The following is a 20,421-nucleotide window of genomic DNA, read 5'->3' as shown; positions in this document are numbered from 1 at the left end:
CACATTGCAATCGTATGAGCCTTTGTTTATTGTGATTTTTCAGATTTTTTCATTATTTTTTTCTCTATTCTGTCCACTACCATTTCAGGAGTGATTTGCCCCATAATATATCTATTGCTGAGGCTGGATTTTCTTTGAGGAATATAAATGAAGTCATGAAGATCCAGATCTTGATATGCGCCTGTTGAATAAGGATTTGCGGTTACAAAAAGTCCCAAAGTCGGTGTTTTGACAGAAATGGCAACATGTAAAGGGCCAGTGTCGCCTGTCAGTAGTATATCCATTTCGTTAATGATGGATGCTAATTCAATAAGGTTGGTTGATGCTACCTTGTTAATAATATTATTGTGGTAACTTTCAGGTAAAAATGAATAAAAATCAGAAGCCTTATCTTTATCATCAGGCCCACCTGTTAGGATGATAACTGCATCGGAATGATGTTCCAAAATTTTTTGAGCTGTCTCAGAAAAATATTCTGGAGGCCAACAGCGATCAGGTTTTGAAGCTCCAAGCTGAAATCCAATGATGGGATTATCTGTAGTGATTTTTTCCTTAACTTTGTAAGGGAATTTCATTTCGATGTCAGTTATATCGCACCCTAATCCTTCGACGAGTTTCAACTTTCTTTCAATGATATGGCCTTTGAAAGCAATCATATAGTCAGCAAGCCATTTGTCACGTTGGGGAACATTATCATTATAATTATCTCTGATAACTAAACGTGATCCTGACAATATGGCACATAAGTAATCATAGGGTTCATGCGAGTGAAGAATAAGTGATAAATCAATATTAGGTTTTTTCTTTAGTTGCCGTAAAATACGTGGAATAGTCGCAATTTTGTTGTTCCAGTAGACAATATCATTCCAGTCCTCACCATACTGTAATATTTCTGAAAATTTTCTATGGGCAATTAAAGTGATTTTTGCATCTGGAAAACGACGTCTGACTGATTTAATAGCTGGGGTGTTGAATAAAAAATCACCTAAAGCAGTTGTGGAATATATAACGATATGGCCAGGCTTAAAATTCTCTTTGATGAACGAGGTTTCGAGTTTTTTCTGCGTCAAGAAAAGAAAAAGCTTAATAAATATATTTATCCCATTAATTTTCCAGCGTTTGCTCATGAATTCTCCCCGTTTATTAAAAGTTTTATATGCTTTTACCCTATTTTAAAATAACTGATCAAGCCTTTTATAAAGCCGGCTTTTTACAATACTCTCATTCAATACTTGGAGTGCGCGTGTAGCAGGCACAGGTGACAGTGGTTGCTTTACTTTACATTCGCCTGGCGGCTGGAAGCCTTGCGCTGGTTTATTGCGCGGCAGGGTTTTTGCCAGCGTAGCACTGCCGTTACGCAGCGGCTCATTTAATAACTGACCCGGTGTCACCAGCGTAATATCCGCAGGCAAAGTGGGCAGCATTTGTTGCAACACGCGCACAGTGTTCGGGTGCGGGTGACCAATCGCAATCGCATAGCCATCCCGCTCGGCCAGTTTCACTGCCCGACTAAATTGCTGACGGATGGCGTTGATGTCCTGGCTGTCGTCCAGAAAGACCCTGCGCTTTAGCACTCTGACATGCGTGCCCTGGGCGGCGGGTACAGACTGGCTGTTGCCAATCGTCATGCTGTCAAGGAAGTACAGATTGTACTGGTTAAGGGCCTGCATGACTTTTTGCATACCCGGCAGACTGGACGTCATTTTGCTGCCCATATGGTTATTCAGCCCCACCGCATAAGGCACGTTATTTACTGCACTCCGGATGATGCGATCAATCTCGGCGCTGCTCATCTCGGGCGTTAACGTGTTTTTTTCAAGGGGTTGCTTACTGAGAGGGGCCATGGGCAGATGGATCAGGACTTCGTGTCCGCCCTGATGCGCTTTGATTGCCATTTGACGTGCATAGGGCGCATCGGGGAGGACGGCAACCGATATCGCCTGCGGCATCTGCAACACTTTATTCTCTTCTGTAGGCCGGTAGCCGACATCATCAATAACAATGGCGAGTTTACCGGCCTGGGCTGCGAAACTGAGCAGCAATCCACTCAGCAGCGCAACCAGGGTCTTTCGCTGACGTAACACTTATTTTCCTAACCACGGAAGTGGATTAACCGCTTTACCCTGACGCCGGATTTCAAAGTAGAGCGAAGGTGTACCACGGCCACCGCTGGTGCCGACCAGGGCAATAGGCTGACCTGCTTTTACCTGAGCGCCGACGCTGACCAGTGCGCTTTGGTTGTAACCATAGAGGCTCATATCCCCTTTGCCATGTTCAATCACGACGACGAGGCCATAACCCTGTAACCAGTCAGCCATTAACACGCGACCATCGGCAATGGCTTTAACTTCTGTGCCCTCAGGCGCGTTAATGACCAGCCCTTTCCAGCGTAATTCGCCCTGAAGCTCCTCACCGAAGCGATGCTCAATCCGTCCTCTTACTGGCCAGATGTCCTGACCATTTGGCCGCCCAAGCCCGCCTGTGCGCGCCATCAGTTCGCGTTCACTCTGGGTTGGCTGATAGCTGGAGCCTTTCGCTTTTGCCTGCACCTGACGCTGGCGGACTTTTTCAGCCTCACGCGCTTCCCGTGCGGCGCGTTCACGCGCTTCTCGCTCGGCACGGGCAATTTTGTCTTGCAGGCGGCTTTCGTTCTGCCGCATCTCGACCAAATCAGCCTGATCTTTCTGCAGCGCACTTTCCAGAGAGGTTAGCGTTTTTTTGCGGGCGGCACTGGCTTGCTGAAGTTTGTCCTGCTGTGCTTGCTGCTGAGTTAACAACGATTTTTGCTGCTGCTGTTTTTGTTCCAGCGATGCGCGCTGTTGAGCCAGTTCCTTGCGGGTAGTTTGCAGGGCGGTGATATTTTCCTGACGTGCCGTGTTCAGGTAACCAAAGTAGGCCAGGATGCGCTCGCTGCGCTGACTTTCTTCGCCACCTAACAGCAGTTGCAGGCCCTTGTGCTGGCCCTGACGAAAAGCGGCATCCAGTTGCTCTGCCAGCAGTTTTTCCTGCTGAGCCTGTTGTTTCTCAAGGTGGGCAACGGAGGCGGTGACCTGCGCGATGTCATTGTTTAAGGCGGACAGACTATTGCGCGTTTCACGCAACTGCCGGCTGGCCTGCGCAATGATTTTTTCCTGACTTTGCAGCTGATTAAGCAACTGGCTGCGCTGGGCTTTTTGCGCCTTAACGCTTTTTTCTTTTTCAGCAATTTCCTGCTGAATGGATTTCAGTTGCGCTTTGTTATCATCAGCGGCCAGCCCGGGTAAGGGCAATGACAACAGGCCCGCATAAAGCAGGCTAAAAGACAGAACGGACAAGCGTGTAAACAGCGGCACGGTAACGCCGTTGTGACGGGTCCATTTTGGCAGAGCAGGTGTCTTTCCCTTCATAGGTCGATGATTATTCCACGATGAACAGTTGCTTACCAGCATTGCCGACCGGCTTTTGCTTCCCTAAATGTGACCATTTTCAACAGTACAAGGCATAAGCGTCACGACATTTTTGCCATTCGGTGAATTTTTTTGGAAAATGACGCACAAATTATCACTCTGCCCGCTTAGCGTCTGTACATGCGAAGTGGCGCAGGTATACTCAGAAGCCTTGTTTTAGCTTATTAGCCCGGTCTGGAGTCGTTACCCCTCATGCAAGAAATTATGCAGTTTGCAAGCAATCACCCCATCCTGAGTCTGGCATGGGTCGTTTTACTTATACTGGTGATTGTGACCACCGTTAAAGGGATGTTCTCTAAAGTAAAAACGATCAGTCGAGGCGAAGCAACCCGACTTATTAACAAAGAGGATGCGGTGGTGGTAGACGTGCGTTCGCGCGACGATTACCGCAAGGGGCATATTTCGGGCGCGGTCAACGTCGCTGCAGCTGATATCAAGAAAGGCAGTTTTGGCGAGCTGGAAAAGCATAAAACACAGCCCATAATTGTGGTATGCGCTACCGGGCAGAGCGCGGCCGATCCTGCTGCACATCTGAGCGCGGCAGGTTTCAATCAGGTGAGCGTGCTCAAAGACGGTATTAGCGGTTGGAGCGGCGAAAATCTGCCGTTAGTTCGCGGTAAATAACCATCCTGAGGTCCCTATGGCAAACGTTGAGATTTATATCAAACCAACCTGTCCGTATTGTCATCGCGCAAAAGCGCTGCTGAATGAGAAAGGCGCGGCGTTCCAGGAGATCCTCATTGATGGGGACATGGCAAAACGTGAAGAGATGATTAAGCGCAGCGGCCGCACGACAGTGCCTCAGATCTTTATTGATGGCCAGCATATTGGTGGCTGCGACGATTTGATGGCACTTAACGATCGTCAGGGTTTAGATCCGTTACTTCAGGCGTAGTTTTACGCCAGACATTTTAACTTACAGGACTTAGTCACATGTCAGAACATAACACTAACGAAATGCAATTCCAGATTCAGCGCGTTTACACGAAGGATATTTCTTTTGAAGCGCCCAATGCGCCGCAGGTGTTTCAGAAAGAGTGGGAGCCAGACGTTAAGCTGGATCTGGATACTGCCTCTTCGCAGCTGGCTGATGAAGTGTATGAAGTGGTGCTGCGTGTGACCGTTACGGCAACCGTTGGCGAAGATACCGCTTTCCTGTGTGAAGTTCAGCAGGCAGGTATTTTCACCATCGGTGGCATTGAAGGTACCCAGATGGCGCATTGCCTTGGCGCTTACTGCCCAAATATCCTGTTCCCTTATGCCCGCGAATGCATCACCAGCCTGGTTTCACGTGGTACCTTCCCGCAGCTTAACCTTGCGCCAGTGAACTTTGATGCGCTGTTTATGAATTATCTGCAGCAGCAGCAAGGCGAAGAAGCGCAACATCAGGATGCCTGATGACCACTCACGCTTCGATTAGCGTCATCGGTGCCGGTTCATACGGCACCGCTTTGGCGATTACGCTGGCCCGCAATGGCCACCCGGTGCTGCTGTGGGGGCACAATCCTGCCCATATGGCACAACTTCAGTCCGACCGCTGCAACCGTGCTTTCCTGCCAGATGTAACGTTTCCCGATAATCTGACTGTTGAACCTGACCTGAATACCGTTATAGCCGCCAGCCGCGATTTGTTGGTTGTTGTACCGAGCCATGTTTTCGGCGATGTGCTGACGCAGATAAAGCCCGGTTTACGTGATGACTCACGCATCGTCTGGGCAACGAAAGGACTGGAGAAGGAAACGGGTCGTCTGCTGCAGGATGTTGCCCGCGACATTTTGGGCGAAACGATTCCACTGGCCGTCATCTCCGGCCCCACTTTTGCAAAAGAACTGGCAGCGGGTTTACCGACAGCGATTGCGCTGGCGGCTACTGACGCGCAGTTCGCAGACGATTTACAACAGCGACTGCACTGCGGCAAAAGCTTTCGCGTCTATAACAATCCCGATTTTATTGGGGTTCAACTGGGCGGCGCGGTGAAAAACGTCATTGCTATCGGTGCTGGCATGTCTGATGGCATCGGCTTTGGTGCGAATGCACGCACGGCGTTAATTACGCGCGGGCTGGCCGAGATGAGTCGTCTGGGTGCGGCATTAGGCGCAGATGCCACAACATTTATGGGCATGGCCGGTTTGGGCGATCTGGTGCTGACCTGTACTGATAACCAATCGCGCAATCGTCGTTTTGGCATGATGCTCGGGCAGGGTGAAGATGTCGATAGCGCACAACGCATTATCGGACAAGTTGTAGAAGGCTACAGAAATACCAAAGAAGTCAAAGCGCTGGCGGCACGCACAGGGGTTGAAATGCCTATCACCGAACAGATTTATCAGGTGCTCTATTGCGGAAAACCGGCACGAGATGCAGCATTAAGCCTGCTGGGGCGTTCACGGAAGGACGAAAACAGCACAAACTAAAGCAGGAAGCCAAGCGTCATCACTTGTAGCGCCGGTCAAGGCGCTTTTTTATCGGGAGAAAACAGCATGTCGTCTGATGAGTTAGAACTGGTCTGGAACAACATTAAGGCAGAAGCACGCGCGCTGGCAGACTGCGAGCCAATGCTGGCCAGCTTTTATCATGCGACATTGCTTAAGCATGAGAATCTGGGCAGCGCCCTGAGCTATATGCTGGCCAATAAGCTGGCGAATCCAATCATGCCTGCTATCGCGATTCGTGAAGTTGTCGAAGAGGCCTACCGAAAAGATCCCTCAATGATTGCTTCCGCTGCCTGCGATATTCAGGCCGTACGCCAGCGCGATCCTGCGGTTGATAAATATTCGACGCCGCTGCTGTATCTGAAAGGTTTTCATGCGCTCCAGGCCCATCGTATCGGGCACTGGCTTTGGAATGAAGGCCGACGCGCCTTAGCCGTTTACCTGCAAAATGAAGTGTCCGTTTCCTTTGCTGTGGACATTCATCCGGCCGCAAAAATTGGACACGGGATCATGCTGGATCACGCTACGGGTATTGTGATCGGTGAAACGGCCGTCGTGGAAAACGATGTGTCCATCCTGCAGTCGGTGACGCTCGGCGGGACCGGTAAAACCAGCGGCGACCGTCATCCGAAAATTCGCGAAGGCGTCATGATTGGCGCAGGTGCAAAAATTCTGGGCAATATTGAAGTTGGTCGCGGTGCCAAGATTGGTGCTGGCTCTGTTGTGCTGCAACCCATTCCGCCTCACACCACCGCCGCTGGCGTGCCTGCGCGCATCGTTGGCAAGCCCGGCAGTGAAAAGCCGTCCATGGATATGGACCAGCATTTCAGCGGCAATGGCGCAGGTTTTCAGTTTGGTGACGGAATTTAGGACTTAATCAACGCGCCAGCGTAGTCGAGTTGGCGCCAGGCTTCGTATACCACCACGGATACCGCATTTGATAAATTCATACTGCGGCTTTCCGCCCGCATGGGAATCCGTATTTTTTGCTCTGCAGGCAGCGTCTGTAGCACCTCTGCGGGCAAGCCCCGACTCTCTGGACCAAACAGCAGATAATCACCCTGCTGCCAGGCAACGGCACTGTGCGCGGGCGTCCCCTTCGTTGTCAACGCAAACAGCCGCGCAGGTTGCTCGGTCGTCATGAACGCCTGAAAATCAGCATGGAACTTAATGGCGGTGAACTCGTGGTAATCCAGTCCCGCGCGACGAAGGCGCTTGTCGTCCCAGGCAAAACCCAGCGGTTCGATAAGGTGAAGCTGGAAGCCGGTATTGGCGCACAGGCGAATAATATTACCTGTATTGGGTGGAATTTCTGGTTCAAAGAGTACGATGTTAAGCATAAGGCCCCCGGTAACGAGGGCCGAAGCATAGCAAATTATTGTCTGCCAGAGGAGTAAAGTGGCAGCCAGATTGTCAGACGCAGACCACCCAGTGGGCTGTCATCTGCTTTTACCCAGCCACGGTGCTGCTGAATGGCCGTTTCCACAATGGCCAGCCCCAGGCCGGTGCCGCCGGACTCTCGGTCGCGCGCCTCGTCAGTGCGATAAAACGGTCGGAATATCTGCTCACGGTCTTCCGGGCTCACGCCGGGACCATCGTCGTCAACGTGAACGGTAATGCCTGAAATATCAACGGAAAAACTGACGCTGATATGAGTATGAGAGTAGCGCAACGCATTCCGCACGATATTCTCCAGCGCACTTTCAAGCGCATGGGGGTTACCATACAAAGGCCATGGCCCCGGAGGATAAGGGATCTCCAGTGTCTTACCCATTTGTTCCGCTTCAAATCGGGCGTCTTCCAGCACGCCGTTCCACAGCTGATTTGCCTTCATGGCCTCGCTGACCAGCGCGTTCTTATGCTGGGTCCTCGACAGCACCAGTAGGTCATTAATCATGCCATCGAGGCGTTGTGCTTCCGTCTCTATACGTTCCAGCTCTTTGCCTTCACCATGACGGCGGCGCAGCAGGGCAGTCGCCAGCTGTAATCGCGTTAATGGCGTGCGTAATTCGTGGCTGATATCAGACAGTAAGCGCTGCTGACCGTTCATCATCCGTTCCAGCGCACTGACCATCTGGTTAAAGCTGGAACCTGCCGCCAGAAATTCCTGTGGGCCTGATTCCAGTTCAGGATGCTGGCGCAGATTACCGCTGGCGACTTCGTCCGCGGCATATTTAAGTTTCCGTGCAGGACGCGCCAGGCTCCATGCCAGCCACAACAGAAGCGGTGAGCTGATCAGCATGGTAACAATGAGCAGCAGCAAAGGGCGATCAAACAACAGATTAATAAAATCCAGCTGAGAGCTGCTGGCGGGGCGGATCAGATACAGCTGATAGTTATCCTCTCCGTCCCGGACGGCGAAAGGACCTACCATCTCTACCCGGCCATATTTCTTCTTCTGTGGGTGATCGGCGTTATCTGACTGACCGATGAAGTTACGAATGACCTGCATTTCATTATGCTGTGCGCCGATGACCCGGCCTTCACTGGTGACCAGGAGCAAACGTTGGCCGGGTGGAGCCCACTTCTCAATAGCGCGAAATAAGCGCCGCCACCACATCAAATCATTAGGCGGATCGCGTGACAGCTCGGCTTCAACGTGCTGCTCGATCATCGTGCCCTGGCGCTGCTCGCTTTCCAGCAGCGCCGTCATCTGGCGTGAATCAAGCTTGGGTACCATGAGCACCAGCATCAATACCAGTGCCAGCGTCAGCCAGAAAATAGCAAAGATGCGGGTAGTCAAACTGCCTATCATGATGCCGAAACCATCAAATAGCCGCGGCCACGTAAGGTCTTGAACCACGGATGCCCATCGCGACGTTCAGGGAGTTTACGGCGCAGGTTCGAGATGTGCATATCGATGGCACGGTCAAAAGGCGTCAGGCGTTTACCCAGCACCTCCTGGCTAAGATGCTCGCGCGAGACAACCTGACCTAAATGCTGAGCCAAAAGGTACAACAGGGTGAATTCTGTGCCGGTGAGATCCAACGTTTCGTTATCGAAACTGGCTTCCTGACGGCCCGGGTTCAGGCGCAGGCAGTCCACTTCCAGCGTAGGTGAGCTGTTATCGTGCTGCTGCTGTTGTTCGCTCCAGTTCGAACGGCGCAGGATAGCGCGTATGCGCGCAACCAGCTCCCGATCGTTAAAGGGCTTAGGCAGATAGTCATCGGCGCCCAGCTCAAGGCCCAGCACACGATCAAGCTCGCTTCCGCGGGCGGTAAGCATAATCACAGGTGTTTGATACTGCTGGCGTAATTCTTTTAGGGTGTCGATACCGTTTTTCTTGGGCATCATGACATCCAGTAAAAGCAAATCAATTGAGTTATCGAGCAGATTCAGTGCTTGCTCACCATCGCTGGCAACCACCACTTCAAACCCTTCCATTTCTAACAGTTCTTTTAAAAGCGAAGTCAATTCGCGGTCATCATCTACCAACAGGATTTTATTCATTTTTGTAGCCCTCCGCAGGCAAAATAGCGTGTTCCTATGATACCAATCCATCGCTTTACGTACTTTTACACCCCCTGACGGATGTTTGCAGCTATCGCCGTACACTGGCTATCGTTGAATCGCAAAACAGAACGAACTGGAGTAAACGATGCGCAAATTAACCGCCGTCGTTCTTGCCTCAGCGATGGTTCTCAGTCACGCCAGCGCAGGAGCAGCAGAGTCGATGGCGCTTGACGAGGTGCATCACGGCGGATTTACGACAGGCAGTATGACGCAAAATTCGCAAAGTCACATGTTCGACGTCATTGAGTTGACGGAACATCAACGACAACAAATGCGTGACCTTATGCAGCAAGCCCGACATGACCGTCCGGCAACGAATATTGATGATATCGCAGCCATGCACGATTTGGTGACGGCAGATAAATTTAACGAAGCGGCCATACGTGATAAGGCAGAGGCCCTCGCCAAAGTTCAGGTTGAACAGCAAGTTGAGATGGCGAGAGTGCGTAATCAGATGTACCACCTGTTAACGCCCGAGCAGCAGGCCGCGTTACAGAAGAATTATGAGCAGCGCCTGAATGCCATGCGTAAGCTCTCAAGTTTGCAGCCAGCTTCGACGCTGCAACCCGTAAGTCGTACCAGTAGTAACCAGTAGTAACCAGTAGTAAATAGTATCCCTGTTTTCCTTGCCATAGACACATCCCTGTCTTCCCCCTCATGATGAGGGGTTTTTTTTTATCTGTTTTTCGCCATTATTTACTGTAGTTTTACAGTGCGCGAAAAAATGATCTGGACGATTGAATGGCAACGTTTTTTTATTTTTCTTAGGCTTTGTTGAATAAATGGATTTTATGCTGTGGTACTATGAAAACGGTTGTTTCAGATAACATAAAATCAATGCGTTACATGCTTGCGTATGACGGTGTTCTGTCTGGCATCAGCGTTTTCTACCAAAACAGTGCAGACAAAACAGAATGATTACCTATTATTCAACAAAGCCTTTTTCTTACGCACGCTTTCCTGTCTGTTATTACTGTCTTGCCGATCTGTTTTACAGGTCGTGAGTTATTTCCAATCGATTGATAAATATAAAGATTACATTAATTTATTTATGCATTTTCCTTTCTTTTCAAGGGGCTGTAAATATCCCGCTCCGCTTGCACCTTATCCGGCCTCGCCTACACTTATATTGTCTCAGCAAGGAAGCCGATGCACTTCTGAAATTAACGGAGAGCAGCAACCACATCATGTAGTCCGAATTAATCTATTAATGGAGTAAATTATGGCAGAGCATCGTGGTGATTCAGGTAATTTCGCAGACAACCCGCAAAAAGCCTCTGAAGCCGGTAAAAAAGGCGGAAAGAGCAGCGGCAACGGCGGCGGCGGTAATTTCAAAAATAACCCCGAAAAAGCCTCCGAAGCGGGCAAGAAAGGCGGCAAAAAATAATTTTGCTGAGCACTGAACCAAATCTGCACGTTGATTTGGCGCTTACTTAGGTAAGCAATCCTTCGCCCCATCGTTACCCGATGGGGCGAAGTCGTATTATCTCTTCCCATCTTATCCCTCATCACGCTGTCCGAACGGTATCAGTCGGGCGCATCGCCTGCGTCAGTGTTAAACTTAGCCCTTCTCTGCTGTTATTTTACCTCTTCAGTCATGATGTTCATGGAGTGTGGCATGCAGGCTTCGTATGGAAAGTGGGTTAAATCTGCGGCGATTGCGGCGACGCTGCTGGCGACAACCTTGTTAATTATCAAGATTTTTGCCTGGTGGTATACCGGATCGGTTAGCCTGCTGGCTGCCATGGTTGATTCGCTGGTGGACATTGCCGCTTCCCTGACAAACCTGCTGGTGGTGCGCTATTCCCTTCAGCCCGCTGACGCCGATCACACCTTTGGCCACGGTAAAGCGGAATCGCTGGCCGCCCTGGCGCAAAGCATGTTCATTTCAGGTTCGGCACTTTTCCTCTTTCTGACGGGTATTCAGCATCTCGCTTCCCCGAATGAACTGCGATCGCCCGGTATGGGCATTATCGTGACGGTGCTGGCTCTCATTTCGACATTACTGTTGGTGGCTTTCCAGCGCTGGGTCGTACGAAAAACACGCAGTCAGGCGATTCGGGCCGATATGCTGCATTATCAATCCGATGTTTTCATGAACGGGGCAATTTTGGTCGCGCTGGTGTTAACCAGCTACGGATTCGCTCGCGCCGATGCCCTGTTTGCGCTGGGCATTGGCGTGTATATTCTCGTCAGCGCACTTCGGATGGGCTATGAAGCCGTTCAGTCCCTGTTGGACAGAGCCTTACCCGATGAAGAACGACAACATATTATTGCGATTTCATCAAACTGGCCCGGTGTGCAAGGCGTTCATGATGTGCGGACGCGTCAGTCTGGCCCGACGAAATTTATTCAGCTTCACGTAGAGCTGGAAGATCAATTACCGTTAGTGCAGGCACACCGAATCGCCGATCAGGTTGAAAAAGCATTACGCGAGGCCTTTCCCGGGTCGGACGTCATTATTCATCAGGATCCCTGTTCTGTGGTACCGTCAGAGAAACAGGATGCATTCAATTTCTGACGCACAGGAAAGACGTTAGAAAGATGAAAATGACATGCAGCTAACATTGCTAAAAAAATTAGTGAAAAGTTGTCTGACCTGAATCAATTCAGCATCAGGCCTTTGATATACTATCTGCCATCATATGTCGCGCTTACCACATCAGTGTTCATCAGCGTTGCACAGGCCGGATTAACCCTTAGTTTTGAACAATCCAGAGGTTGTCATGATCAAAAAAATTGGTGTACTGACCAGCGGCGGTGACGCCCCAGGCATGAACGCAGCCATTCGCGGTGTAGTTCGCTCCGCATTAAGCGAAGGGCTGGAAGTTTTTGGTATCTATGACGGCTATCAGGGTTTATATGAAGATCGCATGATCAACCTCGACCGCTACAGCGTGTCAGATATGATCAATCGCGGCGGCACGTTCCTGGGTTCTGCACGTTTTCCTGAGTTTCGTAATGATGATGTCCGCCAGGTAGCAATCGAGAACCTGAAAAAGCGGGGCATTGATGCCTTAGTAGTGATCGGTGGCGACGGTTCGTATATGGGGGCCAAGCGGCTCACCGAAATGGGCTTTCCGTGTATCGGTCTGCCAGGCACGATTGACAACGACGTGGCCGGGACAGATTACACCATCGGCTACTTTACGGCGCTGGAAACGGTCGTCGAAGCCATTGACCGCCTGCGTGATACGTCGTCATCGCATCAGCGCATCTCGATTGTTGAAGTCATGGGCCGTTACTGTGGCGACCTGACGCTGGCTGCGGCTATTGCCGGGGGATGTGAATTTATCGTGTTACCTGAGATTCCTTACACTCGTGAGGAGCTGGTGGCAGAGATTAAAGCCGGTATTGCGAAAGGTAAAAAGCACGCGATCGTAGCTATTACGGAGCACATCTGTGATATCGACGACCTGGCGCGTTTCATCGAAACAGAAACCAAACGCGAAACGCGCGCCACGGTACTTGGTCACATTCAGCGCGGCGGCGCGCCCTGCGCTTATGACCGCATTCTTGCGTCGCGCATGGGTGCCTATTCGATTGAGTTGCTGATGCAGGGCTACGGTGGCCGGTGTGTAGGTATCCAGAATGACAAGATGGTCCATCACGATATCATTGATGCCATTGAAAATATGAAACGTCCATTTAAGCGTGACTGGATGGATACGGCTAAGCAGCTGTACTAAGTATTACCGGGCATGCTTAACGGCATGCCCTTATGCCTTCCTCATATTCCCCAAAGTTATAACCGCTTATTTTTAATTCTTTTAGCTATAATCACGTTTATGTCACGCTTGTCTCATCATGAATGGGGAGAGTGCGCAATGAATAAATGGGCCGTGGGTTTAGGATTGTTACTGGCATCTGGCAGTGTTCTGGCGAAGGATATTCAGCTGCTAAACGTTTCTTATGATCCTACCCGGGAACTCTACGAGCAGTACAACAAGGCCTTTAGCGCGCACTACAAACAGGAAACGGGCGACAACGTGGTCATCCGCCAGTCGCACGGCGGTTCAGGTAAACAGGCGACTTCTGTCATCAACGGTATTCGTGCTGATGTGGTGACGCTGGCGCTGCAGTCGGACGTTGATGCAATTGCTGATCGCGGTCGCATTGATAAAGACTGGATTAAACGTCTGCCCGACAACTCCGCGCCTTATACCTCCACGATTGTCTTTTTGGTGCGTAAAGGCAATCCTAAAGGCATCCATGACTGGAGCGATCTTATCAAGCCCGGCGTTTCGGTGATTACTCCAAATCCTAAAACGTCAGGCGGCGCTCGCTGGAATTACCTGGCTGCCTGGGGCTGGGCACTGGATCATAACAACGGCGATCAGGCAAAAGCACAGCGTTACGTGAAAGATCTGTTTAAGCATGTTGAAGTGCAGGATTCCGGTGCGCGCGGCGCAACCAATACCTTTGTAGAGCGTGGTATTGGTGATGTCCTGATCGCCTGGGAAAACGAAGCCTACCTGGCGGTCAATAAACTGGGTAAAGACAAATTTGAAATTGTGACGCCAAGTGAATCGATTCTCGCGGAGCCAACTGTGTCCGTCGTGGATAAGGTGGTCGATGAGAAGGGAACGCGTCAGGTGGCGGAAGCCTATCTGAAATATCTCTACTCGACGGAAGGGCAGACTATTGTGGCTGAAAACTATTATCGTCCGCGCAATGAAGAGGTCGCGAAGAAGTTCGCCAGTACGTTTGCGCCGGTAAAACTGTTTACCATCGACGACAAGTTTGGCGGCTGGGCGAAGGCGCAAAAAACGCACTTCGCTGATGGCGGCACCTATGATCAGATCATGAAGCCGTAATCCTTACCGGTTATTCTTGAAACCAGCGGAAACGCTGGTTTTTTTATGCGTGACATTTACGCGCTGTCACGTGAGGATGCGAATGAAAACAGTCAGGGGAAGATAACAATGCAGGCAAATCGTCGGGCCTTCATCATCATTGCGCTTCTGCTGGTATTGATCGGCGCAGGGATCCTGGTTGCGGCTACGCATGTTAAAACGAATGCGGATGCGCTTTGGCAAATCGTCAGTGAAAAGTGTCTGCCCGATCAGCTCACGCATGGTCAACCCGCGCCGTGTCAGCGCGTTGATCTGCAGCACCGCTACGCGCTGTTGAAAGACCGAAACGGCCCCCTTCAGTATCTGCTCATCCCCATTGATAAAATCACCGGAATCGAAAGCCCACAGTTGCTCCGTTCAGACACGCCGAATTATTTTGACCTGGCCTGGCCTGGCCTGGCCTGGCCTGGCCTGGCCTGGCCTGGCCTGGCAGGACAGAGGCGTCGTGGCGCAAAAATATGGCAAGCCCATCAAAGACAGTGTGCTGTCACTGGCCATCAATTCCCAGTACGGCCGTACCCAGAATCAGCTTCATATTCATCTTTCATGCCTTCGGCCTGATGTGAGAAAGCAACTGGATGCGCTGACACCCACGTTCACACCGGAATGGAAAGCCGTCACCTTTCTCAGTCATCCTTATCACGTGCGTACGCTGAGTGAAGCCGAGCTGGCAGAGCAAAGCGTATTTATCCGTCTGGCCGCTGAGATACCGCATGCACGCGATCAGATGGGCCGCTACGGACTCGCGTTAGCGCGCTTGTCTGATGGGCGGTTGATACTGATGGCAGTGGAGCGCAACTGGCTGTTGTTAAATAAAGGTTCCGCTGAGGAAGTGCAGGATCACGACTGCGCGTTACTGCAACCCATAAAAAAAGCGGCCTGATTTGGCCGCTCAGAATGGACTAAGCGCCAGGTCAGCCTTGTTTGGCTGCCGCGGCTGCTTTAACGATGACCGCAAATGCATCGGCTTTCAGTGACGCACCGCCAACCAGGGCACCGTCAATGTCCGGCTGCGTAAACAGCTCGGCTGCATTTTTATCGTTGACTGAACCACCGTACTGAATAATCGCTTGCTCAGCGACAGCAGCATCTTTTTTCGCGATATGGTCACGAATGAATTTGTGAACGGCCTGCGCCTGCGCTGGGGTGGCTGATTTACCCGTGCCAATCGCCCAGACGGGTTCGTAGGCGATAACCGCATCTTTAAATGCTTCGGCACCCTGAGTGGTCAGTACAGCATCAAGCTGACGTGCACACACTTCTTCGGTTTTGCCTGCTTCATTTTCGGCTTCGGTTTCGCCGATGCACAGAACCGGCACCAGACCCGCTGCTTTTAAGACGGCAAATTTTTTCGCAATGAATTCATCGCTTTCTTTATGGTAAGTGCGGCGTTCTGAGTGACCAATGATGATGTACTTCGCGCCAATATCTTTCAGCATCTCAGCGGAAATCTCGCCGGTAAATGCGCCAGACAGGTTTACATCAACGTTTTGAGCACCCAGTGCAATATGGCTACCGGAGACAGCATGTTTAGCCTGATCAAGATAGAGCGCAGGGGGGGCAATAGCAACGCCACAGCCTTCCACGCCCGACAGTTCTTTGCGCAGACCGTCGATCAGTTCGGCTGTCATATGCTTGCTGCCATTCAACTTCCAGTTACCCATAACCAGTGGATGTCGCATTCTATCCTCCGCATAACGCGATACATGAAATGGCGCTGCCCTGGGGCAACGTTGTCTGCCAGACAGTATAGAGATCAAATAATGCCATGGCTTTGCTTTTCGTCATTTTTGCCCCGTCCATCAGGGCGTAGCCAGCGCCAGTTTTACCGGCTCAATGGCAAAGGTGAGTCCTTTATCCCCGTTATCTGAAACCACGAAACGCAGTGCGCCTTCAACGTGCTCATAGTATCGTGAGCCTTTACCGGCTTTAAGCAGCGTTTCCAGCTTTTTTCGCCCTTCTTCCTGCGTGAGTCCCGGCACAAAAAAACGTAACATGGCGGTCATATAATCAAGCGCCTTAGCCTGCGAGGCGCTCTGGTCAGGCCCCGGAATCGGCAGCCATGTGATCTGCAACGTTTTGATTTTGCCCGTGCCCGGCTCAAGCGCCGTAGAAGAATAAAGGGTTTCATTAATTTTGGTGGCGGCGCGTGTCAGATCGCTCTTTTCATCGCGCGTATCAATGGCACTGTATTCCCTGAGCGGCAATTGGGGATTGGCCAGATTGTATTTTTCACGAAACTGGCCGATGGTCATGTCCAGCGTGGGTGCGCCCGGTAACAGATAGGGTGCGGTTGGCATGTGTTCAGCCTTGTCGAGGGGTTGCGGATCGGCGGCAAATACCGGAACCGTCAGCGCGACGCTCAGCAACAGTACGCCTGGCAAATTCTTCATTTTGTCGGCTCTGACCAATAAACTCGATGCCAAATTAGAACGGTTTTTATCTTCAAGGTCAAAAGTGTGCAGCGTAAAATTTTGTCTAAGGAAAGTGCATGATAATCCAGCAATGGTTTTTCTCTTTTCGCGGGCGCGTAGGGCGTCGGGATTTTTGGCTCTGGCAGGCAATCTGGGTACTGCTAACCAGCCTGCTGTTTTTCCTGGCAGGTAACGATCTGCTGGACACACAGATGGCTGCGTTTGGCATCGTCTGCTTATTGTGGCCTGCCAGCGCGATTGTGGTTAAACGCCTGCACGATCGCGATCGCCGGGGCTACTGGGCTCTGCTGCTGATTGCCGCCTGGCTACTGATGGCAGGCAACTGGAGCATGACGGGAGAAGTGTTACAGTGGCTCATCGGGCGCGTACTGCCCTTTATTATCCTGGCCGGATTGATTCTGGATCTGGGGGTGTTTCGTGGCACCGTCGGCGACAACCGCTTTGGTGCCGCGCCGGTGCCCTTGCGTCTGAAACGCGCCCCTTACCAGTAGTTTTCGCTGGTGATATGGCCGGGTTTGCGCTTAAGGTGCTTACGCATACCGCGCGTCTCTTTCAGTAACTGCTGCGTATCACGTACCATCTGTGGATTACCACAAACCATGACATGGCTGGTCTCTGCGTCAATGGCTAACCCTGCTGCCTGCTCCAGCTTGCCATTCTCAATCAGGGCCGGAATGCGTCCCGTCAGCGACCCCAGACTTTCCTCACGGCTGACAACCGTGATGATCTGCAACTTACCGTTATAGATTTGCTGGAGTTGCTGCATCAGCGGTAAAAAGCTCAGGTCGGCGGCATAACGGGCGGCATGGACCAGGACGATATTATCGAAGCGATCCAGGCCTTCGCCCTGTTGCAGGATCGACAGGTAAGGACCCACGGCGGTACCGGTCGCCAGCATCCATAATGTTTGACACTCAGGGACTTCATCCAGAATAAAAAAGCCCGCCGCATCTTTGGTGATCATCACCTGCTCACCGGGGCGCAGCGCCTGCAGATGCGGGCTTAATTTGCCGTCGGGTACGGTGACTAAGTAGAACTCAAGCAGGTCGTCATTGGGTGCATTGACGTAAGAGTAAGCTCGCTGCACACGTTCGCCCTCAATTTCGAGTGCCAGTTTTGCGTACTGTCCGGCATGGAAGGGGGCAATCGGTGCCTTAACCCGCAGGCTAAACAGCGCATCGGTCCAGTTTTTCACTTCCTTCACTTGCGCATTGATCCACTCGGCCATAGTGACTCCTTAAGCGTTGATAGTCAGGCGGATAAACATCTTCGCTACTGCTCTGACAGATTACCAGTCGGTAACGGGGCAAAGGCTCTAATCGACAAACTGTAATATTAAGTTTACATCCTGGTTGCATTTATTGACGTGAATGGCGCACCCACTTTGTGTGAATCACTCGCTTTGTCACGTAATCCTGATATTTTCCTGCCACAACCTGTTTCAGCCGTTAGTTGTGCTGTTTAAACGTTCCTTTTCATACAGAATTTTTGTTCAATGATGATGAAGAAGATAGAAAATCGCCCGTTGTTGATCATGCTCATCGCATTGGTCGCAGTAGGGCAGATGGCTCAGACCATTTATGTGCCGGCAATGGCGGCAATGGCGGACGCACTGCAGGTGCGTAACGGCATGATGCAACATGTCATGGCGGCCTATTTAATGACCTATGGTGGATCGCAGCTGATCTATGGCCCGTTGTCTGACAGCGTAGGACGCCGTCCGGTGATCCTGGCGGGCATGGCGATCTTTATGATCGGATCAATAATTGCCTTACTGGCCTCATCACTGGATATGCTGGTCATTGGCAGTGCGATTCAGGGCGCGGGCACTGGCGTGGCCGGGGTGATGGCACGGACCATGCCGCGCGACCTCTATAATGGCCATGCGTTACGTCAGGCGAACAGCTGGCTCAACATGGGCGTGCTTGCCAGCCCGTTAGTCGCGCCAGTGATTGGCGCAGCGTTGACACAACTGTTTGGCTGGCATGCCTGTTTCGCTTTTTTACTGCTGTTATGCATGATCGTGACGGTGACTATGGCGTGCTGGTTGCCGGAAACACGCCCGGTCAGCGCCGAAGTAACGCCGTTCCTTAAACGTTACATTCGTTTGTTACGCGATGCGAATTTTGTCCGCTATCTGGTACTGCTGATTGGTGCGCTGTCAGGTATTGCCGTCTTTGAGGCCAGCTGTGGTGTGCTGCTGGGCGGCGTACTGGATCTGAACAGTTTTACCGTCAGTATCTTGTTCATTCTGCCCATCCCGGCCGCCTTCTTTGGGGCATGGTTTGCCGGGCGTGAGCAGCGTTCCTGGCACAGCCTGATGTGGTTTGGCGTCAACAGTTGCCTGCTGGCAGCAGTGCTGATGTGGGTGCCTGCCTGGTTTGGCATCATGACTATCTGGACGTTATTGATACCGGCATCGCTGTTCTTCTTTGGCGCGGGGATGCTGTTTCCCCTGGCGACATCGGGTGCCATGGAACCCTATGCCTGGCTGGCAGGAAGCGCGGGTGCATTGATTGGTGGTATGCAGAACCTGGGGTCCGGGCTGGTCGCTTCTTTGTCGGCGTTGATGCCACAGCGCGATCAGTTCAGTCTTGGCATGCTGATGTTCGTCACGGCGCTGGTGATGCTGCTCTGCTGGCTACCGCTTTCGCGCCAGCCAGCAGGTGACAATCAGGCGGTTACAGGATAAAAGGGTGCAGAGCTGGATCTTTACGGTCGAGATAATGTACAGACTGAATGCGGCGAATCGTGCGCGATTTGCCGCGTATTAACAGCGTTTCGCTGGTGGCCATATTGCCCTGACGAGTAATACCTTTCAGCAGGTCGCCGCTGGTGATGCCGGTAGCCGCAAAAACGACATTATCATTGCGCGCCATCGTCTGAAGTGGCAGGACCTTTCCTGCTTCGATTCCCATACCAGCACACCGTTTAAGCTCATATTCGCCAATGCGGCGGTTTTCCTCCGTGTCACCTTTCACATGGTGACGTGCCAGTAATCTGCCTTGCATATCACCATCCAGCGCACGGATAACGGCGGCTGAAACCACGCCTTCAGGCGCGCCGCCAATCCCGTACATCACGTCAACTTCACTGTCCGGCATACAGGTCAGTATGGATGCCGCAACGTCGCCATCGGGAAAGGCAAAAATGCGTACGCCCAGCGCTTTAAGCTGTTGGATGACAGCGTCATGGCGCGGCTTGGCCAGAATCGATACGGTGAGCTCTGACAACGGTTTATTCATGGCGATCGCGATATTACGCAGGTTAAGCTCAAGCGGTTGGTCCAGATTTATATGGCCGCGCGCCGCCGGACCCACGATAAGCTTCTCCATATACATGTCAGGCGCATGAAGAAAGGTGCCTTTATCGCCTACGGCCATGACGGCAAGCGCATTGGCTTGTCCCATCGCCGTCATGCGTGTGCCTTCAATGGGATCGACCGCAATATCTACCGCGTCACCCTGGCCGGTTCCCACTTTCTCGCCGATATAAAGCATCGGGGCTTCGTCGATTTCCCCTTCGCCAATCACAATCTGGCCATCGATCTGGATGGTATTTAAGACGTGACGCATGGCATGGACCGCCGCACCGTCGGCCGCGTTTTTGTCGCCGCGTCCTAACCATTTATAGCCTGCCAGCGCGGCAGCTTCGGTTACGCGGGAAAATTCAATGGCAAGTTCTCGTTTCATTGTAGGCACCTGACAAAAAACAGGCAGGCAGTGTAGCGGAGGGAGAA

Annotated in this window: 22 protein-coding genes and 1 pseudogene; 13 read left to right on the top strand and 10 right to left on the bottom strand. The window is 51.7% G+C overall.

The genetic code is table 11. The annotated features are described in order from the left end of the window. Positions 1-26: 26 nt before the first annotated feature. From F7Q90_RS14145 to envC, 3 genes are read right to left on the bottom strand one after another with little or no spacing between them, the layout of a single operon-like run. Complete coding sequence (locus tag F7Q90_RS14145) at positions 27-1,127, bottom strand: glycosyltransferase family 9 protein (RefSeq protein ID WP_006121272.1); 1,101 nt, start codon at positions 1,125-1,127, stop codon at positions 27-29. Positions 1,128-1,172: 45 nt separating this feature from the next. Then, a complete protein-coding gene (locus F7Q90_RS14140; protein ID WP_006121273.1) occupies positions 1,173-2,084 on the bottom strand; it encodes a divergent polysaccharide deacetylase family protein in 912 nt (303 codons plus the stop codon). Further along, positions 2,085-3,386 carry a murein hydrolase activator EnvC gene (gene envC / locus F7Q90_RS14135; RefSeq protein ID WP_006121274.1) on the bottom strand — a complete coding sequence of 434 codons (1,302 nt, stop codon included), beginning with the start codon at positions 3,384-3,386 and terminating at the stop codon, positions 2,085-2,087. 252 nt (positions 3,387-3,638) lie between these two features. Here envC and F7Q90_RS14130 point away from each other — a divergent pair, with 252 nt between their 5' ends. The 5 genes from F7Q90_RS14130 (at position 3,639) to cysE (ending at position 6,748) form a co-directional block, all read left to right on the top strand. Further along, a complete protein-coding gene (locus F7Q90_RS14130; protein WP_006121275.1) occupies positions 3,639-4,070 on the top strand; it encodes a rhodanese-like domain-containing protein in 432 nt (143 codons plus the stop codon). 16 nt (positions 4,071-4,086) lie between these two features. Next, positions 4,087-4,341, top strand: coding sequence for a glutaredoxin 3 (grxC, locus tag F7Q90_RS14125; protein ID WP_006121276.1), 255 nt, complete (start codon positions 4,087-4,089; stop codon positions 4,339-4,341). 38 nt (positions 4,342-4,379) lie between these two features. After that, a complete protein-coding gene (gene secB / locus F7Q90_RS14120; protein ID WP_006121277.1) occupies positions 4,380-4,844 on the top strand; it encodes a protein-export chaperone SecB in 465 nt (154 codons plus the stop codon). Next, positions 4,844-5,860: an NAD(P)H-dependent glycerol-3-phosphate dehydrogenase gene (gene gpsA, locus F7Q90_RS14115; RefSeq protein ID WP_006121279.1), complete on the top strand. Its 1,017-nt coding sequence runs from the start codon at positions 4,844-4,846 to the stop codon at positions 5,858-5,860. The genes secB and gpsA overlap by 1 nt, the downstream gene beginning before the upstream one ends. Positions 5,861-5,926: 66 nt before the next feature. After that, the gene (cysE, locus tag F7Q90_RS14110) at positions 5,927-6,748 is read left to right on the top strand and encodes a serine O-acetyltransferase (RefSeq protein ID WP_006121280.1); all 822 of its coding nucleotides are present in this window, start codon (positions 5,927-5,929) and stop codon (positions 6,746-6,748) included. Here the strand turns inward: cysE and trmL are convergent. From trmL to cpxR, 3 genes are read right to left on the bottom strand one after another with little or no spacing between them, the layout of a single operon-like run. After that, positions 6,745-7,218 carry a tRNA (uridine(34)/cytosine(34)/5-carboxymethylaminomethyluridine(34)-2'-O)-methyltransferase TrmL gene (gene trmL, locus F7Q90_RS14105; RefSeq protein ID WP_006121281.1) on the bottom strand — a complete coding sequence of 158 codons (474 nt, stop codon included), beginning with the start codon at positions 7,216-7,218 and terminating at the stop codon, positions 6,745-6,747. The genes cysE and trmL overlap by 4 nt on opposite strands. A 35-nt stretch (positions 7,219-7,253) precedes the next feature. Further along, complete coding sequence (cpxA, locus tag F7Q90_RS14100) at positions 7,254-8,633, bottom strand: envelope stress sensor histidine kinase CpxA (protein ID WP_006121282.1); 1,380 nt, start codon at positions 8,631-8,633, stop codon at positions 7,254-7,256. Next, the gene (gene cpxR / locus F7Q90_RS14095) at positions 8,630-9,328 is read right to left on the bottom strand and encodes an envelope stress response regulator transcription factor CpxR (RefSeq protein WP_006121283.1); all 699 of its coding nucleotides are present in this window, start codon (positions 9,326-9,328) and stop codon (positions 8,630-8,632) included. The genes cpxA and cpxR overlap by 4 nt, the downstream gene beginning before the upstream one ends. 148 nt (positions 9,329-9,476) lie before the next feature. On the opposite strand from cpxR, the gene cpxP reads away from it, so the two are divergent. The 6 genes and pseudogenes from cpxP (at position 9,477) to F7Q90_RS14065 (ending at position 15,130) form a co-directional block, all read left to right on the top strand. Continuing rightward, positions 9,477-9,986, top strand: coding sequence for a cell-envelope stress modulator CpxP (gene cpxP / locus F7Q90_RS14090; protein WP_006121284.1), 510 nt, complete (start codon positions 9,477-9,479; stop codon positions 9,984-9,986). A 627-nt stretch (positions 9,987-10,613) separates the two neighbouring features. Further along, positions 10,614-10,778: a KGG domain-containing protein gene (locus tag F7Q90_RS14085; protein ID WP_006121285.1), complete on the top strand. Its 165-nt coding sequence runs from the start codon at positions 10,614-10,616 to the stop codon at positions 10,776-10,778. A 231-nt stretch (positions 10,779-11,009) separates the two neighbouring features. Continuing rightward, positions 11,010-11,912, top strand: coding sequence for a CDF family cation-efflux transporter FieF (fieF, locus tag F7Q90_RS14080; protein WP_006121287.1), 903 nt, complete (start codon positions 11,010-11,012; stop codon positions 11,910-11,912). Positions 11,913-12,117: 205 nt separating this feature from the next. Continuing rightward, positions 12,118-13,080 carry a 6-phosphofructokinase gene (gene pfkA / locus F7Q90_RS14075; protein ID WP_006121288.1) on the top strand — a complete coding sequence of 321 codons (963 nt, stop codon included), beginning with the start codon at positions 12,118-12,120 and terminating at the stop codon, positions 13,078-13,080. Between the two features lie 138 nt (positions 13,081-13,218). After that, positions 13,219-14,208, top strand: a complete 990-nt coding sequence (locus F7Q90_RS14070; protein ID WP_006121289.1) for a sulfate ABC transporter substrate-binding protein — start codon at positions 13,219-13,221, stop codon at positions 14,206-14,208. A 108-nt stretch (positions 14,209-14,316) separates the two neighbouring features. Beyond that, positions 14,317-15,130: pseudogene (locus F7Q90_RS14065) on the top strand (CDP-diacylglycerol diphosphatase). Positions 15,131-15,161: 31 nt separating this feature from the next. Here the strand turns inward: F7Q90_RS14065 and tpiA are convergent. Further along, positions 15,162-15,929, bottom strand: coding sequence for a triose-phosphate isomerase (gene tpiA / locus F7Q90_RS14060; protein ID WP_006121290.1), 768 nt, complete (start codon positions 15,927-15,929; stop codon positions 15,162-15,164). 120 nt (positions 15,930-16,049) lie between these two features. Next, positions 16,050-16,640 carry a DUF1454 family protein gene (locus tag F7Q90_RS14055; RefSeq protein WP_006121292.1) on the bottom strand — a complete coding sequence of 197 codons (591 nt, stop codon included), beginning with the start codon at positions 16,638-16,640 and terminating at the stop codon, positions 16,050-16,052. Positions 16,641-16,738: 98 nt separating this feature from the next. On the opposite strand from F7Q90_RS14055, the gene F7Q90_RS14050 reads away from it, so the two are divergent. Then, the gene (locus tag F7Q90_RS14050) at positions 16,739-17,173 is read left to right on the top strand and encodes a DUF805 domain-containing protein (RefSeq protein ID WP_006121293.1); all 435 of its coding nucleotides are present in this window, start codon (positions 16,739-16,741) and stop codon (positions 17,171-17,173) included. Here F7Q90_RS14050 and fpr read toward each other — a convergent pair. After that, on the bottom strand, positions 17,164-17,910 hold the full coding sequence (gene fpr, locus F7Q90_RS14045) for a ferredoxin--NADP(+) reductase (RefSeq protein WP_006121294.1): 747 nt from the start codon (positions 17,908-17,910) through the stop codon (positions 17,164-17,166). The two genes, F7Q90_RS14050 and fpr, sit on opposite strands and share 10 nt — an antisense overlap. Positions 17,911-18,180: 270 nt before the next feature. On the opposite strand from fpr, the gene emrD reads away from it, so the two are divergent. Beyond that, positions 18,181-19,374 carry a multidrug efflux MFS transporter EmrD gene (gene emrD, locus F7Q90_RS14040; protein ID WP_269466941.1) on the top strand — a complete coding sequence of 398 codons (1,194 nt, stop codon included), beginning with the start codon at positions 18,181-18,183 and terminating at the stop codon, positions 19,372-19,374. Here emrD and glpX read toward each other — a convergent pair. Next, a complete protein-coding gene (glpX, locus tag F7Q90_RS14035; protein WP_006121296.1) occupies positions 19,364-20,374 on the bottom strand; it encodes a class II fructose-bisphosphatase in 1,011 nt (336 codons plus the stop codon). The genes emrD and glpX overlap by 11 nt on opposite strands. Between the last annotated feature and the right edge of the window lie 47 nt (positions 20,375-20,421).

It is taken from the genome of Pantoea stewartii subsp. stewartii (genome assembly GCF_008801695.1).
GTDB classification, from domain to species: Bacteria; Pseudomonadota; Gammaproteobacteria; order Enterobacterales; family Enterobacteriaceae; genus Pantoea; species Pantoea stewartii.
The sequence above is the reverse complement of the archived record's forward strand: the minus strand, read 5'-3'. Positions and strand labels throughout refer to the sequence as shown.